Raw genomic sequence first — 15,349 nt, 5'->3', positions numbered from 1 at the left:
CATTCTACTGGCTTGCCCCGCCGATTGCAGCCCCAAACTGGTGAATATTTAAACAAATCGGCCGCTGGGCAAGTTAGGGCTGCAATGACATACTGAGACCCTACTCGCTGGAGGCACTATGACCGATCGCTTGTTTACCATCGCTCACCGCGGGGGCAAATCCTTTGGCCCAGAAAATAGCTTAGCGGCCGTAGAGGGCGCGGTAGCACTGGGTGTGGACGCCGTGGAAATTGACCTGTGGGCACTGGCGGGCGAGCTGTGGGTCACGCACGATCGACGCCTGGGCAGAACCCTGCCCGGCACCGGCAGGCTCGACAGCCTGGATACAGCGGCCTTAAACCAGCTACAACTACCCAACGGCGAACCGCTGCCACGCCTGCAACAGGTCTCCAACCTCACTCGGGGCCGCTGTTTGCTCAACATCGAAATCAAAGGCCCAGATACCGCCCCCTTACTCTGCCAATGGCTGGGCGACCAGCTGCACCAAGGCGGCCAGGCAGAGGACTTTTTGATTTCCAGCTTCGATCAGGTGCAGTTGTTGTATTGCATGCAGCGGCTGCCCGAGATTCGGCGCGGAGTGTTAGTCGAGGGGATTCCACTGCGCGCGGCAGAACTGTGCGCACGCCTGCAAGCCTACTGTTTTAATCCGTCGATCAATTTTATCAATCGCGATCTGGTGCGGGCTGTGGCCCGCGCCGGGCTCAAGAGCTACGTCTACACCGTTAACCACGCCGACGACTGGCAGTGGTTGTTAGAGTTGGGTGTCGACGGTGTTTTTACCGACCTGCCGGAACAACTCCAGGCCTGGCAGCCGAATCGCTAGCGATTTTTGACATCCAAATAGCCGCGCTGGATGGCCGTTTCAAAGGATTTGGACCCTTCCACCAAATCTAAAAACCGAGTGCGCAATTTCGCCAGCGCCTGCATCTCGTCTTCGGAGGGCAGGTTTTCGGTGCCCTCGTATTTCAGCGCGAGTTCGTGCAGGCGCTTCAGGTAGCTGGCCCTGGCCCTGGCCACCAACTGCGCCATGGGCTTGAGCTGGTTGAGCGTGAGCTCTTCTAGAATTGGATTGATTGCCTCGCGATTGGCCTCGCGCAACAAGCGTTCAAACTCCATTAACAGGCGATTAGTCGGCAGCGACATTGTGCACCTCGGCCTCGGTTTGGGGTTGTAGTGCGCTATCCAGTGCCGCGCACAAGCCCGCGAGCGATGCGTGCCCCTCTTCGCATTGATCGGCTTGGCAAATAACACCGGTATTTTCATCCATGACCATCACCTCGGGCGGGTGAAACTCCGAGCTGAGGGGCACCCGGTAGTGGTAAATCTGGTCTTGGTATTTTGCCTGTAACTGCTGTTGCCACACTGCCATGGGCTCATCGCCCAGTAATAACACCACCGGTTTTGGCAGCAGTACTTCGCGCATGGCTTGCAACAATGTGTAGTACGCCTCGGGCTGGCGCCGCAATAACGGCATGGCGTGCGTCACCGTGTGCCGCGCAGCCGCCACATAGCGCGGCTCGGCCGTTAAGTGGCCAAAGCGAATCAGCGCCAAGGCTGCCGCGCCGTTGCCCGACGGTGTCATAGTGTCGGCAAAGGGTTTGGGCTTAAATGGGAGCTCTTCGTGGTCGTGTGCCACATAGAAAAATCCGCCGTCCTGTTGATCGTAAAAGTGGCTGAGCAGCCCCTCGGCCAAGTGGCGCGCCATGTGGTAATCGGTATCGCGCCACTCGACGCGCAGCATGTCCAGCAGCGCCAACAGCAAGAAGGCATAGTCATCCAGAAACGCCGGCAGCCGCTCGCCGTCTTTCTTGACGATGCTGCACAGGCGCTTGTTGTACCAGTGGCTGTCGACCAACAGATCCACCAGTTGTTGCGCCTGCCCAATAGCCTGTTCATCCTCCAAGAAGCGAGCGGCCTGCGCCATGGACTTTGCCAACAAGGCGTTCCAACTGCAGATCACCTTATCGTCGCGGGCAGGCAGGGGTTTTTGGTAGCGCAAGAGGCGCAATTTATCTCGCGCTGTATCAAATAACGCCGTGGCTTGGCGGATATCAATATTCGCACGCAGCGCTGCATCTTCGGGCGAGCGCGCACAGTGCAGTAAAAAGTCGTCGTTGAGTTTGCGCTCTAAACCGTAAAGTTCGTTTAAAAACTGGTATTCAGGCTCGGTAACGGCCTGCTTAATTTCCGTGCGGGTATAGCGGTAGGCCGTGCCGTCGCCGTCGCCGGTACTGCTGTCTAAACTGGCGCCAAACCCCTCGGGCGTGGCCAGCGCGCGGCGCAGCCAGGTAAGCGTTTGGCGCGCCACGTAACCGTACAGCGGGTCTTGCAAACGCGCAGCGGCGGCGGCATAAAGCCCCACCACAATGGCATTGTCGAACAGCATTTTTTCAAAATGCGGCTGGGTCCAGGCCTCGTCGCTGGTGTAGCGAAAAAAGCCACCGTCAATGGCATCGTGAATGGCCGACGCGCCAATGCGATTGAGCGACAGGCGCAAATGCGCTTCGGCATCCTCGGCGAGTGCCGAGCCTTCAAATACGGTTTCCAACAGGCGAAATAGATTGAATGGCAGAATAAATTTGGGCGCGCCCTTAAAACCGCCGTACTCGCGATCGGCGTTGGCTAATAACCGCTGGGTGGCCTCGTGCAACAAGTACAAGTCGGCCAATTCGGGCAGGTCGGACTTGGGGAGGTCGTTCAGCGCCTTAAAACTCTTGCCCATCTGGTCGCGCAAATTCTGAAAGTCTTTGGGCTGCTCGCGATAAAAGTGATCCACGCGGATCAACAAGTCTTGAATGGGTATACGCCCGTGGGCTGGCTCGCGGGGAAAATAGGTGCCCACTACGAAGGGCAGGCGGGTTTTAGGGCACAGGAACACCGTGAGCGGCCACCCCCCCGGCTGGCCATTGAGCAGCTGATGGGCCGTCTGAAAAATATCATCCAAGTCCGGCCGCTCTTCTTTATCAACCTTGATGCTGATGAACTGCTCGTTTATCTGCTGCGCAATCGCCGGATCTGAGAAGGATTCCCGTTGCATTACCTGGCACCAGTGGCAGGCGGAGTAACCGATCGACAGCAATATGGGTCTGTCGAGGCGGCGCGCCGTCTCGAGGGTTTCGGGCGACCAGAGTTGCCAGGCAACCGGGTCATTGGCGTGTTGTTGCAAGTAGCGGTTATCTTGCCCTTGCAATGCATTGCGCAAGCTCATTTAGCGCGGCGTTCCCTTTCATCCAGCGTGTTTGTGCGGCTACGACCTGCCGTATGCCCCTTCAAGCATAGCACCAACTTTTGTGTGAAAGCGTTTAACAATCAATGCCTTAGCTAAAATACCTGCGAGACCGACGAATGGTTAGTCAGGCCCGGTAGACGGTGCACACAGATTGCAATGAGAGTGTAGCTGGCTAGCCGGCGATGTGGGGGGCAGACAGCGCGATCTTCATGATCGTGATGGGCTTACCGCGCAGGGTGCGTTGTTGGTGCAGACGCCACCCCAAGCGCAGGTAGAACGCCTGCTGATCGCGCGTGTAAAGCCACAGGGAGGAACGTCCGAGCGTGTGAGCCAGACGCTGCTGTTCGACCGTCAGTGCCGCACCTATGCCCTGCCGGCGCCAGCGCGGGTGCACCCAAAGGTTGGTCAGCCAAAGCGCATCGGCCTGGGCCAAGCGCCCGCGAAAGTGGGTGAGTGTCGCCGCGCCCACTAGCTGCTGGCCGGCCAGAGCCACACGGGTGCAGGGCAGAGAATCCGGCCTTTCGGCCGTTAATCGCGCGAGTGTTTGGGCTCGGGTGCCGGCGTAACCGGCCTGCTCGCGCTCTTGCTGGAGCCAATTGGCGAGTTCTTCGGCCAGCGCCGGCTGGGCCTGCAGTGCACAGGTCCGAACGCCGGCGGGGAGCGTCAATGAGGCATCAGTGGGCGCTGGGAAGCTGCTCACCGTGGGCCTGTTTGTCGGCGTGGTAGGACGAGCGCACCAGGGGTCCACAGGCTGCGTGCTTAAAGCCCATGGTCTCGGCCAAGCGCGCGTATTCGTTAAACTCGTCCGGGTGCACGTAGCGGTCGACTGGCAGGTGATCTTTGGAGGGCTGTAGGTACTGGCCAATGGTGAGCATGTCCACATCGTGCTCGCGCAAGTTGCGCATTACTTCGATAATCTCTTCCTTGGTCTCGCCCAGGCCCACCATCAAACCCGATTTGGTAAGCACATCGGGGCGACGGGCCTTGTACTCCTTCAGCAGCTTTAGCGACCAGCCATAGTTGGCGCCCGGGCGCGCCTGGCGGTAGAGGCGCGGCACGGTTTCCAGATAGTGGTTGAAAACATCGGGCGCCTCGGCTTCTAAAATATCCAGTGCGATGTCCATGCGGCCGCGAAAATCCGGCACCAGTACCTCAACTTGCAAGTTTTCGCTGAGCGCGCGGGCTTCGCGTATACAGTCGGCAAAGTGCTGGGCGCCGCCGTCGCGTAAATCGTCGCGATCCACCGAGGTAATCACTACGTACTTCAGGCGCATTTCGGCAATGGCCTCCGCTAATTTGAGCGGCTCTTCGGGATCGAGCGGATTGGGCTTGCCGTGGCCCACATCGCAAAAGGGGCAGCGCCGCGTACATATTTCACCCATGATCATGAAGGTGGCCGTACCGCCGCTGAAACACTCGCCTAAATTGGGGCAGTTGGCCTCTTCGCACACGGAGGCCAACTTGTTTTTGCGCAGAATTTTCTTGATGCGATCCACCTCTGGATTCACTTCCAGGCGCACGCGAATCCAATCGGGCTTGCGCTGCGGGCCATCGGTGGCGATGACCTTAACGGGAATTTTTTCCACCTTGTCGGCATCGCGCAGCTTTTCGCCCTGCTTCAGGCGCTGACTGCGCTTTACCGGCAGCTCGACGGCTAATTCGGCGTTTTGGGTAAGCTTGTCTGTCATGTTGGTTCCTCGGATCGCAGCGCGGTTCAGCCGTTGCTGGCTGCCAGTGCAGCCGTTAGATTTGGGTGGAGCTCGCGGGTTTCTGTGACGCGCTGGTAGCCCAGTTGTTTTACAAAAAGTTCGCTCATCCGCTGTGCCACCTGCTCGACCGCAGGCGCCGTGTCGCACAGGTCTGCCAGTTGTGTCATCTGCAGGCCCTGGTAACCACAGGGGTTAATGCGGCCAAAGGCCGACAGATCCATATTCACATTCAAAGCCAGCCCGTGGTAGCTGCGGTGCTTGCGCACCCTCAGGCCCAGAGACGCAATTTTCGCGCCTGGATAGTCGGGCAGGTCCACGTACACACCCGGCGCGTCCGCCTTGGGGTAGGCATCGACGCCATAACTGGCGGCGGTGTCAACCACCAGCGCTTCGATGGCCGTTACCAGCTCTCGCACACCCAGACCCAGGCGCTTAATATCTAACAGCGGGTAACCCACCAGCTGTCCGGGGCCGTGGTAGGTCACCTGGCCGCCGCGATCGACCTGCACCACGGGGATATCGCCCGGCATCAGCAGATGCTCGGCTTTGCCCGCCTGGCCCTGGGTGAACACCGGCGGGTGCTCCAGCAACCACAGCTCGTCGGGGGTCTGTTCGTCGCGCACCGAGGTCAGCGCCGACATGGTGCGCCACACCGGTTCGTAGGGCAGCGAGCCCAGCCAGCGGATAATCAATTCGGGGGCTGGTGCCAAATCAAAGCACCATGCGCACAATGGGGTTTTGCTTCAGGTCCTGGAAAATGGCCTGCAACTGGTCTTCGCCGGTGGCGGTAATCATCACCGTGAGCGATTGAAAATTGCCTTTGGCCGAATCGCGGACGCTCACCTGCTCGGGCCGGAAGTCCGCCACATGGCGGGCCATGACCTCGGCCACCAGGTCGTGCAGGGCCTGGCCGGCATCCCCCATGATCTTAACGGGGTAATTTGGGCAGGGAAATTCTATTTTGGGGGGTTCTTGCTGGGACATCGACAGCCGTTACCTGAGCACATAAAAACGGGCCCAGATTATAGCGCTTTGCCACAGCGGCCTCTACCGCTGTGGCCAAACTGCCCTGTTCGCGCGCCCGTCCGGCGCGCCCGTCGGGCGCGACGGATCAGTTAAACAGGTTGTAGAAGAACAATTTAATGGCATCCCACACCCGCGCCAGCCAACCGGCCTGGGCCACATCCTCGGTGACCACCAAGGGCTGATCGTAGAGAACCTCGCCATCTAGGCTGATGGTCAGCTTGCCAAGGGCCTGACCGGCGCTCAGCGGCGCTTTGATCTCTTCGGGAATAGACAGAGTCGCCTGCAAGTTGCCCTCGGCGCCGCGCGGAATGGTCAGCGCCACGCGCTCGGCCACACCCAGTGCCACCTGGTCCTGCTTGCCGCCCCAAACGCGGTTCGTGGACAGCACTTCGCCGGCACCGTACACCTGATGGGTTTGGAAGTAGCGGAAGCCGTAGGCCAACAGTTTCTGAGACTCGGTGGCGCGGGCCTTTTCGCTCTTGGTGCCCATGACCACAGAAATCAACCGCATGCCGTCGCGCTGGCCAGAGGCCACCAGGCAGTAGCCGGCCTCGTCGGTGTGACCGGTCTTAATGCCGTCCACACTGTCGTCGGTGAACAGGAGTTTGTTGCGGTTGGGTTGATTGATGCCGTTGTAGGCGAAATATTTTTCGGAGTAGAGCGCATAGTGCTCTGGGTGGTGGTTGATCAGCGCCTGGGCCAGCAGCGATAAATCCCGGGCGGTGGTCAGGTGACCCTCGGCGGGCCAGCCAGTGGCGTTTTTATAGTGGGTGCCGGTCATGCCCAACAGGGCCGCCTGTTGGTTCATAACATCCGCAAAGGCGTCTTCGCTGCCAGCCACATACTCGGCCAGCGCCACGCTGGCATCGTTGCCCGACTGAATAATCACGCCGCGCAACAGGTCAATCACCGAGACCTGTGTGCCCTCGCGCACGAACATTTTAGAGCCACCCATGCGCCAGGCCTTGACGCTGATATCCACCAAGTCTTGCTCAGAAATTTTGCCGCTGGCGATATCGCCGGAGACAATATAACTGGTCATCATTTTGGTGAGACTGGCCGGCGGTAGTTGTTCGTCGGCATTGTGCTCCACCAACACCTTGCCGGTGTCGGCGTCTATCAGGATGTAGCCAGTGGAGGAGATTTGCGGCGGAGAGGGAATTATTACCGGTGCAGCCATCGCCGTAGGCAACCAGGCCAAGGAGGCCGTGGCCGCGAGCGCCAGCGTGTGCTTTAAGGTACGAGAAATCCAAACCATCATGATGCCATTTGTTCCGTAATGAGTTAAACGTTAAGAATTACTGGTAAACCACATGCGGCCTAACGCCACCTTTGCGAAAAACCAGTTCGCGAATTTGCATTAAGTCGTAGTTGTCGCTGATGGGGCCAATGCGCACGCGGTACATGCTGTTGCTATTGGCCCGCGCCACAAACACCGGGTAGTGAGTCAGGCCGCCAAGCAGGTCGCGCAGGTTGTTGGCGGAGTCCTTCGAGGAAAAGGCGCCCGCCTGCAAAAACGTATTGGCGGGCAATTGGTAGCCCTCCACACTCTCGGGTAACGGCGCCCGCTGTTCCAGCGTTGCGCCCTCCAGTTTGGGTGGTTGATTAGCTGCTTGGGCCACGGCCTCGGTGGACGATTGATTGTCTCTGGCCCACTGCTCCGGATCGATGGCTTCTACCCGCACCCGCGCTGTGCCCCGCTCGGCATAATCAAGTTTGCGCGCAGCCGCGTAGGACAGATCGATAATGCGATCTGAGTGAAACGGGCCCCGATCGTTGACCCGCACAATCACACTGCGCTGGTTGTCGAGGTTAGTCACCCTGACATAGGTGGGGATGCGCAGCGTTTTATGGGCGGCGGTCATGCCGTACATGTTGTAGATTTCGCCATTGGAGGTCTGGTGCCCGTGAAACTTTTTGCCATACCAAGACGCCAACCCCTCTTCCACATAGGGTACATCGGCCGGTAACAGCGCGTAGGTTTCGCCCAGCACGGTATAGGGCGATTTATTGCCGGCGCTGGTGCGCGGCTCCACCTTGGGCACCGCATCGGGTACATGGGACACATCAAGCGGCGTCTCGGGGCCGTAATCCTGCGCCACCTGGTAGCGCGAGGCTTGACGCTGGTCGGCCTCTGAAGGCTTGGGCTGTTTGGGCTGGCTGCTGCAAGCCACCATACCCAGACACACAACCACGGCCAGCCCGACGCGAGCAACCTGGCGAATATTATTTCTGCTTGCGATCATGCTGGTACTTTTGCTCAATGGCTTGTGAAAGTTGGTAGGCCGCGAGCGCGTACATGCGGCTGCGGTTGTAGCGCGTGATGACATAGTAATTCTGAGCGCCGGCCCAGAATTCTGCACCCTGTTCGCCATCCAGTTTGTACAACGTCACCCAGGCATCGTCGGCCAACTTGTCCACGGGTGTAAAACCAGCGGCGCGGGCATCCGACACCAGGGTGTCGGGCTTCAGGGTGGTATTGAGCAGCGCCTCCTTGTAATTGTCGGCCACCCGCACCCGGGTGGTGACCGGCGCCCCTGTCTGCCAGCCGTGGGCGGCGAAGTAATTTGCCACACTGCCGATGGCATCCACTGGATTGGCCCAAATATCGGCAATGGCATCGCCGTCAAAATCTACGGCGTAGTGACGGAAACTGGAGGGCATAAACTGACCGTAACCCATGGCGCCGGCGTAGGACCCCTTGAGCGCCAGCGGATCTTGCTGCTGCTCCTGCGTCAACTGCAAAAAGTTAACGAGTTCCTTGCGGAAAAAATCGGCGCGCGGCGGGTAATCAAAGGCCAGCGTAGACAGTGCATCCAACACGCGGTAGCTACCCATATTGCGGCCGGAGCGGGTTTCCACACCGATAATGGCCACGATCATGCTCGCCGGTACGCCAAATTTTGACTCGGCGCGCGCCAGGGTGGCGGCGTGCTCGCGCCAGAATTCCACACCTTTTTGAATGCGGTCCTGGGTCAAAAATATTTTCGCGTACTCGGCCCAGGTTAGGGTTTTTTCTGCCGGTCGCGCAATGGCATCTAATATCGATTGCTGCTTCTTCGCGCTGGCAAACCACGCGCTGAGCTGGGCTTCACTGGCCACGTCCTGCGCCAGCATGTCTTTCATAAATGCCTTTGCCTCGGCATGCTCGCGGTAATCGGCCTGCAGCCCTTGTGAGATTGCAGCCAGAAACACAGCGCTAAGGATTTTTTTAACCATTGCTACCTCAATATAAATTTCAGACACACCCGCTTTAGCGAGTGCGGTAATCGGTGCACCACCTACGCACGCCGTGCCTAGGCTAACATGCCCGGCAACCCGCCGTGCGGTACCGGCGCACAGCACTAAAACTGCACGGCGCCGCTACAGGGTAACGCGGCGCCGCTCGGTACTGATTGCCATCAGTACGCCAAAACCCGCCATCAATGTCAGCAGCGAGGTACCCCCGTGACTCACCAGTGGTAGCGGCACTCCCACAATCGGCAACAGGCCGGCCACCATGCCCATATTGACAAACACATACACAAACAGAGTGAAGGTCAGCGCGCCCGCCAGCAAGCGGCCAAAGGAGTCCTGGGCTTTGACGGCTATCATAAAGCCTCTGGCAATCACAAAGACATAGAGCAGCATTAATAAAATAACGCCCAACAGGCCAAATTCTTCGGCCAGTACCGCAATAATGAAATCGGTGTGGCTCTCCGGTAAAAAATTCAGATGCGATTGGGTGCCCGACAGCCAACCCTTACCCTCCAGCCCGCCCGAGCCAATCGCCGTTTTAGATTGAATAATATTCCAGCCTGCACCGAGCTTATCGGCCTCAGGATTCAGCAGCGTCAGCACGCGCTGCTTTTGATAATCGTGCATCACGTAGTGCCACATGGGGTAGAGGGCCGAAATCACCAATAGCAGTGCACCGACAATGTAGCGCCAACCGAGGCCCGCAAAAAACAGCACCACCAAACCCGACTGAGCAATCAGCAGCGAGGTACCCAGATCGGGCTGTTTAAGTATCAGTACCGTGGGCATTCCGATGAGAATTAACGACCAGATAATGTGCTTGAAAGTGGGTGGCAACAGCCGGCGGGCCAAATAGGCGGCCAACAATACCGGCACTGCCAGCTTGAGAATTTCCGACGGTTGAAAACGGAAGCTACCCACCCCCAGCCAGCGCTGCGCGCCCTTGGCGCCAGTGCCGACGAGCAGCACCAGCACCAGTAAAATCAAGCCGCCGGCGTAGACCCAGGGCGCCCAGCGCTGCATCATTGCCAGCGGAATCTGGGCCACGATAAACATACCGATATAACCCAATACAAAAAACACGCTCTGGCGCTTCACATAGTGCAGCTCGGAACCAGCTGCACTGTAGAGCACAATTAACCCCAAACAGGTTAACGCCGCCAACAGCACCAGCAGTGGCAGATCGATGTGCATAGCCTGCAACCAACCGGCCTTGCGTCGCAAATCCGCGTGGGCCTCGGGCATTCTGCGCCGAAAATCTCCACCGCTCATGGCTGCCCTCCATTGCCAAGCCAAACATTCTCTTTCGGTTGTTGCTCCGCCGCAAAATAGGCATCGAAGAGTGTGCGCGCCACCTTCGCGGCAGTGGAACTCTTCTCGCCATTTTCGACGATCACCGCTATGGCCAGCTGGGGCGCCTCGGCCGGGGCAAAAGCCACAAACAGGGCGTGATCGCGATAGCGTTCCTGCAGGGCTTCGGAGTCGTACTCCTCGCCCTGGGCGATGCCCACCACCTGGGCGGTGCCTGTTTTGCCGGCAATGCGGTAAGTCAGGCCTCGATTGATGCTCTGCGCCGTGCCCCGCAGGCTGCTCACCACCGCTTCCATGGCCTGTTCGACAATACGCCAGTCCTTCACATCCACCGCCACCGACGTGGCTTCGACAGTGGGCTGGGTTGCGTTACCCACGCGGCGCACCAGATGCGGCGTGCGGCGCACACCCTTGCTGGCCAGGGTGGCCGTCATAACCGCCAGTTGCAGCGGCGTAGTGAGTACGGCGCCCTGCCCAATGCCCACATTTAAACTGTCGCCGGGAAACCAGGGCAGCCCGCGCGCTTTGCGCTTCCAGGCTTTGGAGGGCCAATTGCCCGAGCGCTCGTGCGGTACGTCGATGCCGGTGGCCATCCCCAGACCAAAATGGCTGCCAAATTCGTGCATGCGGTCTATGCCCATGCGAAACGACAAATCGTAAAAATACACGTCGCAGGATTGCTCAATGGCCGTGTGCAGGGCCACACGCGCGCCGTGCCCCTCCTTTTTCCAGTCGCGGTACAAACGCTCGTCGTTGTCGAGCTGGTAAAAGCCGGGGTCGCGAACACTGTAGTTGGCGTCCACCACCTTGTAGTAAAGGCCCGCCAGGCCCAGCATTGGCTTCAACGTGGAGCCGGGCGGATACTGACCCTGTAAGGTGCGGTTAAACAGTGGCAGATCAAGGGATTCATTTAGAGCCTTGTAATCGGCAAAGCTGATACCGGTGACAAATAGGTTGGGGTCAAAGGCCGGCGTGGACACCATCGCCACCACGCCACCGGTGGCCACTTCGATGGCCACCACCGAGCCGCGCTTGCCGCCCAGAGCCTCGTGCGCCACTTGCTGCAGCTGAGTGTCCAAGTGCAGAGTCAAATTTTGCCCAGCGGTGGGCGGCTGATAATCCAGTACCCTCAGGATACGCCCCCGGGCGTTAATTTCCACGTGCTGACTGCCAACCTGACCAAGCAATTCGGATTCGTAAAACTTTTCCAAGCCCAGCTTGCCAATGGTGTGGGTACCCGAATAGCGCGCATACAGCGCCTCGTCGAACTCGGCCAACTCGCGCTCGTTAATGCGCCCCACATATCCAATGCTGTGCGCAAACAATTCACCTAGGGGATAGTGGCGCACCAACTCGGCACTGACTTCGACGCCCTCGAGTTGATACTCGTTGACCGCCAGCCGGGCAATTTCATCTTCCGACAGGCGGTAGCGCAATGGGATGGCTTCATAGGGGCGCCGGCGCTGTTTTAGACGTTCGCGAAAAGTGGATAGATCTTCGTCGTCTACGGCCACCAGTGTCTGTACCCGAGCCAGGGTTTGCTCTAGGTCATCGGTTTGCTCGCGCACAATGGACAGTGTGTAGCTGGGACGATTATCGGCCAGCAATCGGCCGCGCCGGTCGTAGATCAAACCGCGCGTGGGCGGTATCGCCTGCACCTGCACCCGGTTTCGGTCGGAGCGGGTGACGTAATCCTGGTGCTCGATAATTTGCAAACGGTAGTAGCGCAGGAAAACAACAGCCAGCAAACCCACTATTAAAACGCCAGCGACGCCCACCCGTCGGGCAAAAATTCTTGCCTCGCGGTGATGATCTTTTATTTGCAGGTGGTCTGACATTCAGTCGCTGTTTTTCGTCGTCTTTGCGTGCGCAACGTTACCACACTTGCCGTGGCCCCAGTGGCCTGAGACAACGGCGCGCGCAAAAAATTCCGCTATTTGTGGTAAGGATGGTTGGCGAGAATCGTCCAGGCGCGGTAAATCTGTTCCGACAACAAAACACGCACAAGCGGATGCGGCAGCGTTAAGCGCGACAGCGACCAATGCACATCGGCGCGAGCGCGACAGTCATCGGACAATCCGTCTGGCCCGCCCACCAGCAGCGACACGTTGCCACCGTCCATTTGCCACTTGGCCAATTGTTGCGCCAGCTGTTCGGTGGACCAGTCTTTACCCTTAACCTCCAAGGCGATAACCCGGTCACCGTCGCCGATGGCACTCAAAATAGCCGCCGATTCTTTGGCTATAGCCGCACTCGTACTGCTGGATTTCGAGCGCGGCCCCAGGGGAATTTCCACCAGCTCCAGCGCCAGTTCGCGCGGCAATCGCTTGGCGTACTCGGCAAAGGCCGTTTGCACCCAATCGGGCATGCGGGTGCCAACGGCGATCAATCGAATACGCATCAGGCCTGGCGATCGCTCGGCTTCATCGACCAGAGTTTTTCCAAATCGTAGAGTTCGCGGGTAGCCGGCATCATCACGTGCAGCACCGTATCGCCAAAATCCACCAGCACCCACTCGGGTGCATCCAATCCCTCCACACCCAGGGGACGAATGTCGCGCTTTTTCGCTTCTTCGATGGCGTTTTCAGCTAGCGAGCGCACATGGCGGCTGGAGGTGCCGCTGGCGATGATCAATGTGTCCATGACATCGGACAGCTCGCGCACGTCCAATGTCACCAGGTCTTTGGCCTTGGTGTCTTCCAGGGCGTTGATAATGATGTCGTTCAGGTGTTCAGCCATTAGCTCTGTATTTCCAGTGTTTACTCAAAAATAGGGTCAGTCGGCGCGGGCCTTGGGCCCGTACAACCGGTGTTGTCGAATATAGGCGGCGACGGCGGGACTCAGCCACTGGTCCACAGCCTGGCCGGCCGCTAGGGCCGCGCGAATTTCTGTGGCCGACACCGGTATCAGCGCCGATTCCATCAACCATATACCACCTGCGGGGCGCGCCATCGCGCCGGCTTTGTCGCAGCTATGCTCGGCAACCCATTGCGCGAGCTGGCCTTCAGCCGGGGGGGATTCGCCGGGCCGGCCCAGCACCACCAGGTGGGCATAATCGATCAACTGCTGCCACCTGTGCCAGTGATCCAGGTTGCGCAGCGAGTCCATACCCATTACAAAATAGAGACCGGCCGCTGCGCCCAACTCTGCGCGCAATTCACGCAGACTGTTAACCGTGTATGACGGCGCATTCACACGTAGCTCGCGCGTGTCCAACTGCAATTCAGGGTAGTCAATCAGGGCCTGGCGCACCAATTGCGCCCGCACCTGGGCATCCACCTGCGGGCTGGCGCGGTGCGGTGGAATATGGGCCGGCATCAGGCGCATGTCATCTAACGCCAGGGCCTGGCGCACAGACACCGCTAGCTGTAGATGGCCCACGTGCACCGGGTCAAAGGTGCCGCCCAGTACCCCCACGCGCACAGTCAATTATTGGCGCACCTGACCGGTGCCAAAGACAATCCATTTTTGCGAGGTTAACCCCACCAGGCCCACGGGGCCCCGCGCGTGTAACTTGTCGGTGGAAATACCGATTTCCGCACCCAGACCATACTCAAAGCCATCGGCAAACCGGCTGGAGGCGTTCACCATGACCGAACTGGAGTCCACCTGTCGAATAAAGGTGTGCGCGCGGCCATAGTCTTCGGTGACAATGACTTCGGTGTGGCCCGAGGAGTACTGATCGATGTGCGCCATGGCGGCGGCCATATCGGCCACTACGCGGATGGACAATACGGGGGCCAGGTATTCCGTGGCCCAGTCCTCGTCGGTGGCGACCTTGGCGTCGATGACCGCGCGGGTCTTCTCGCAGCCGCGCAGCTCCACGCCTTTTTCGGCATAGGCCTGCGCCAAACGGGGCAGGATCTCAAAGGCCACTCCCTCGTTGACCAGCAGCGTTTCCATGGCATTGCAAACGCCGTAGCGGTGCGTCTTGGCATTCAGTGCAATGTTAAAGGCCATATCCAAATCGGCGCGATCGTCGATGTACACGTGGCAGATACCGTCCAGATGCTTGATCACCGGCACGCGGGCATCGTTGCTAATGCGCTCGATCAGCCCCTTACCGCCGCGCGGCACAATCACATCCACATAGTCTTTCTGAGTGATCAGCTCACCCACGGCGGCGCGGTCGGTGGTTTCCACCACCTGCACGCAATGGCCGGGCAAGCCGACTTTTTCCAGGCCGCGGGAAATACAGGCGGCAATGGCGCGATTGGAGTGAATGGCTTCACTGCCGCCGCGCAAAATTGTGGCGTTGCCGGACTTGAGGCAGAGGCTTGCAGCGTCGATGGTCACGTTGGGGCGACTTTCGTAAATGATACCGATTACGCCCAATGGCACGCGCATTTTGCCCAGTTGAATACCCGAGGGCCGGTAGCTCATTTCGCTGATTTCACCGCAGGGGTCGGGCAGCGCGGCTACCTGGCGCAGGCCTTCCATCATACCGTCGATCACGGCGGGCGTCAGCGCCAGCCGGTCCAGCATGGCGGCGTCCAGCCCATTGGCGCGACCGGCCTCCATATCTTTTGAATTCTCTTCAGCTAACTGTTCACGAGCAGCCGCCAATTCATCGGCGATGGCGAGCAGTGCCGCGTTCTTCAAGGCGGTGTCTGCACCGGCCAAAATACGGCTGGCGGCCCGGGCTTGTTGCCCCAAGGTGTGCATGTAGCTTTGTATATCCATTAATCAGAACCTTTGATTGCGGGGCGGGCATTATACCGGTTTTGATGATCAACCTAAAATCGCAGCAAACGAGTCGCTAAATTCGGCGATCTTACGCCTTACTCAAGTTATCTAACACCCTGGCCAACCACAGCAAGCGAGCCCGGGGCGCCAG

Annotated in this window: 16 protein-coding genes; 1 reads left to right on the top strand and 15 read right to left on the bottom strand. The window is 59.0% G+C overall.

Features of this window, described 5'->3' with window-relative positions:
- The first annotated feature begins 118 nt into the window (after positions 1 to 118).
- Positions 119 to 823 carry a glycerophosphodiester phosphodiesterase gene (locus tag ACW8F6_RS10380; RefSeq protein WP_491575796.1) on the top strand — a complete coding sequence of 235 codons (705 nt, stop codon included), beginning with the start codon at positions 119 to 121 and terminating at the stop codon, positions 821 to 823.
- Here ACW8F6_RS10380 and ACW8F6_RS10375 read toward each other — a convergent pair.
- From ACW8F6_RS10375 to ACW8F6_RS10305, 15 genes are all read right to left on the bottom strand, one after another.
- Positions 820 to 1,143, bottom strand: a complete 324-nt coding sequence (locus ACW8F6_RS10375; RefSeq protein WP_491575795.1) for a hypothetical protein — start codon at positions 1,141 to 1,143, stop codon at positions 820 to 822. The genes ACW8F6_RS10380 and ACW8F6_RS10375 overlap by 4 nt on opposite strands.
- Positions 1,127 to 3,208, bottom strand: coding sequence for a thioredoxin domain-containing protein (locus tag ACW8F6_RS10370; RefSeq protein ID WP_491575794.1), 2,082 nt, complete (start codon positions 3,206 to 3,208; stop codon positions 1,127 to 1,129). The genes ACW8F6_RS10375 and ACW8F6_RS10370 overlap by 17 nt, the downstream gene beginning before the upstream one ends.
- Before the next feature lie 193 nt (positions 3,209 to 3,401).
- Complete coding sequence (locus tag ACW8F6_RS10365; protein ID WP_491575793.1) at positions 3,402 to 3,929, bottom strand: GNAT family N-acetyltransferase; 528 nt, start codon at positions 3,927 to 3,929, stop codon at positions 3,402 to 3,404.
- Complete coding sequence (gene lipA / locus ACW8F6_RS10360) at positions 3,904 to 4,917, bottom strand: lipoyl synthase (protein ID WP_491575792.1); 1,014 nt, start codon at positions 4,915 to 4,917, stop codon at positions 3,904 to 3,906. The genes ACW8F6_RS10365 and lipA overlap by 26 nt, the downstream gene beginning before the upstream one ends.
- A gap of 26 nt (positions 4,918 to 4,943) precedes the next feature.
- Complete coding sequence (gene lipB / locus ACW8F6_RS10355; protein WP_491575791.1) at positions 4,944 to 5,648, bottom strand: lipoyl(octanoyl) transferase LipB; 705 nt, start codon at positions 5,646 to 5,648, stop codon at positions 4,944 to 4,946.
- 1 nt (position 5,649) lies between these two features.
- Positions 5,650 to 5,922 (bottom strand): HP0495 family protein, encoded by a 273-nt coding sequence (locus ACW8F6_RS10350; protein WP_491575790.1) that lies wholly within the window; start codon positions 5,920 to 5,922, stop codon positions 5,650 to 5,652.
- 127 nt (positions 5,923 to 6,049) lie between these two features.
- Positions 6,050 to 7,225, bottom strand: coding sequence for a D-alanyl-D-alanine carboxypeptidase family protein (locus ACW8F6_RS10345; protein WP_491575789.1), 1,176 nt, complete (start codon positions 7,223 to 7,225; stop codon positions 6,050 to 6,052).
- Between the two features lie 37 nt (positions 7,226 to 7,262).
- Positions 7,263 to 8,210 carry a septal ring lytic transglycosylase RlpA family protein gene (locus ACW8F6_RS10340; protein WP_491575788.1) on the bottom strand — a complete coding sequence of 316 codons (948 nt, stop codon included), beginning with the start codon at positions 8,208 to 8,210 and terminating at the stop codon, positions 7,263 to 7,265.
- A complete protein-coding gene (gene mltB / locus ACW8F6_RS10335; RefSeq protein WP_491575787.1) occupies positions 8,191 to 9,183 on the bottom strand; it encodes a lytic murein transglycosylase B in 993 nt (330 codons plus the stop codon). Before mltB ends, ACW8F6_RS10340 begins: the two co-directional genes overlap by 20 nt.
- Before the next feature lie 144 nt (positions 9,184 to 9,327).
- Positions 9,328 to 10,473 carry a rod shape-determining protein RodA gene (gene rodA / locus ACW8F6_RS10330; RefSeq protein ID WP_491575786.1) on the bottom strand — a complete coding sequence of 382 codons (1,146 nt, stop codon included), beginning with the start codon at positions 10,471 to 10,473 and terminating at the stop codon, positions 9,328 to 9,330.
- Positions 10,470 to 12,350: a penicillin-binding protein 2 gene (gene mrdA, locus ACW8F6_RS10325; RefSeq protein WP_491575785.1), complete on the bottom strand. Its 1,881-nt coding sequence runs from the start codon at positions 12,348 to 12,350 to the stop codon at positions 10,470 to 10,472. Before mrdA ends, rodA begins: the two co-directional genes overlap by 4 nt.
- A 95-nt stretch (positions 12,351 to 12,445) precedes the next feature.
- On the bottom strand, positions 12,446 to 12,913 hold the full coding sequence (rlmH, locus tag ACW8F6_RS10320; protein WP_491575784.1) for a 23S rRNA (pseudouridine(1915)-N(3))-methyltransferase RlmH: 468 nt from the start codon (positions 12,911 to 12,913) through the stop codon (positions 12,446 to 12,448).
- Positions 12,913 to 13,251 carry a ribosome silencing factor gene (gene rsfS, locus ACW8F6_RS10315; protein WP_491575783.1) on the bottom strand — a complete coding sequence of 113 codons (339 nt, stop codon included), beginning with the start codon at positions 13,249 to 13,251 and terminating at the stop codon, positions 12,913 to 12,915. Before rsfS ends, rlmH begins: the two co-directional genes overlap by 1 nt.
- A 36-nt stretch (positions 13,252 to 13,287) precedes the next feature.
- Positions 13,288 to 13,935, bottom strand: a complete 648-nt coding sequence (nadD, locus tag ACW8F6_RS10310; protein ID WP_491575797.1) for a nicotinate-nucleotide adenylyltransferase — start codon at positions 13,933 to 13,935, stop codon at positions 13,288 to 13,290.
- A 6-nt stretch (positions 13,936 to 13,941) separates the two neighbouring features.
- The gene (locus tag ACW8F6_RS10305; RefSeq protein WP_491575782.1) at positions 13,942 to 15,195 is read right to left on the bottom strand and encodes a glutamate-5-semialdehyde dehydrogenase; all 1,254 of its coding nucleotides are present in this window, start codon (positions 15,193 to 15,195) and stop codon (positions 13,942 to 13,944) included.
- Positions 15,196 to 15,349 lie beyond the last annotated feature (154 nt).

The organism is Simiduia sp., from assembly GCF_058345725.1.
This window is presented reverse-complemented; position numbering and strand designations above follow the sequence as displayed.

Bases quoted from the DNA above. Each gene is read 5' to 3' on its own strand.
- ACW8F6_RS10340 (WP_491575788.1), bottom strand. From the start codon at position 8,210: ATGATCGCAAGCAGAAATAATATTCGCCAGGTTGCTCGCGTCGGGCTG.
- ACW8F6_RS10380 (WP_491575796.1), top strand. From the start codon at position 119: ATGACCGATCGCTTGTTTACCATCGCTCACCGCGGGGGCAAATCCTTT.
- ACW8F6_RS10375 (WP_491575795.1), bottom strand. From the start codon at position 1,143: ATGTCGCTGCCGACTAATCGCCTGTTAATGGAGTTTGAACGCTTGTTG.
- lipA (WP_491575792.1), bottom strand. From the start codon at position 4,917: ATGACAGACAAGCTTACCCAAAACGCCGAATTAGCCGTCGAGCTGCCG.
- ACW8F6_RS10305 (WP_491575782.1), bottom strand. From the start codon at position 15,195: ATGGATATACAAAGCTACATGCACACCTTGGGGCAACAAGCCCGGGCC.
- ACW8F6_RS10345 (WP_491575789.1), bottom strand. From the start codon at position 7,225: ATGATGGTTTGGATTTCTCGTACCTTAAAGCACACGCTGGCGCTCGCG.
- ACW8F6_RS10370 (WP_491575794.1), bottom strand. From the start codon at position 3,208: ATGAGCTTGCGCAATGCATTGCAAGGGCAAGATAACCGCTACTTGCAA.
- ACW8F6_RS10350 (WP_491575790.1), bottom strand. From the start codon at position 5,922: ATGTCCCAGCAAGAACCCCCCAAAATAGAATTTCCCTGCCCAAATTAC.
- rlmH (WP_491575784.1), bottom strand. From the start codon at position 12,913: ATGCGTATTCGATTGATCGCCGTTGGCACCCGCATGCCCGATTGGGTG.
- mrdA (WP_491575785.1), bottom strand. From the start codon at position 12,350: ATGTCAGACCACCTGCAAATAAAAGATCATCACCGCGAGGCAAGAATT.
- rsfS (WP_491575783.1), bottom strand. From the start codon at position 13,251: ATGGCTGAACACCTGAACGACATCATTATCAACGCCCTGGAAGACACC.
- rodA (WP_491575786.1), bottom strand. From the start codon at position 10,473: ATGAGCGGTGGAGATTTTCGGCGCAGAATGCCCGAGGCCCACGCGGAT.
- mltB (WP_491575787.1), bottom strand. From the start codon at position 9,183: ATGGTTAAAAAAATCCTTAGCGCTGTGTTTCTGGCTGCAATCTCACAA.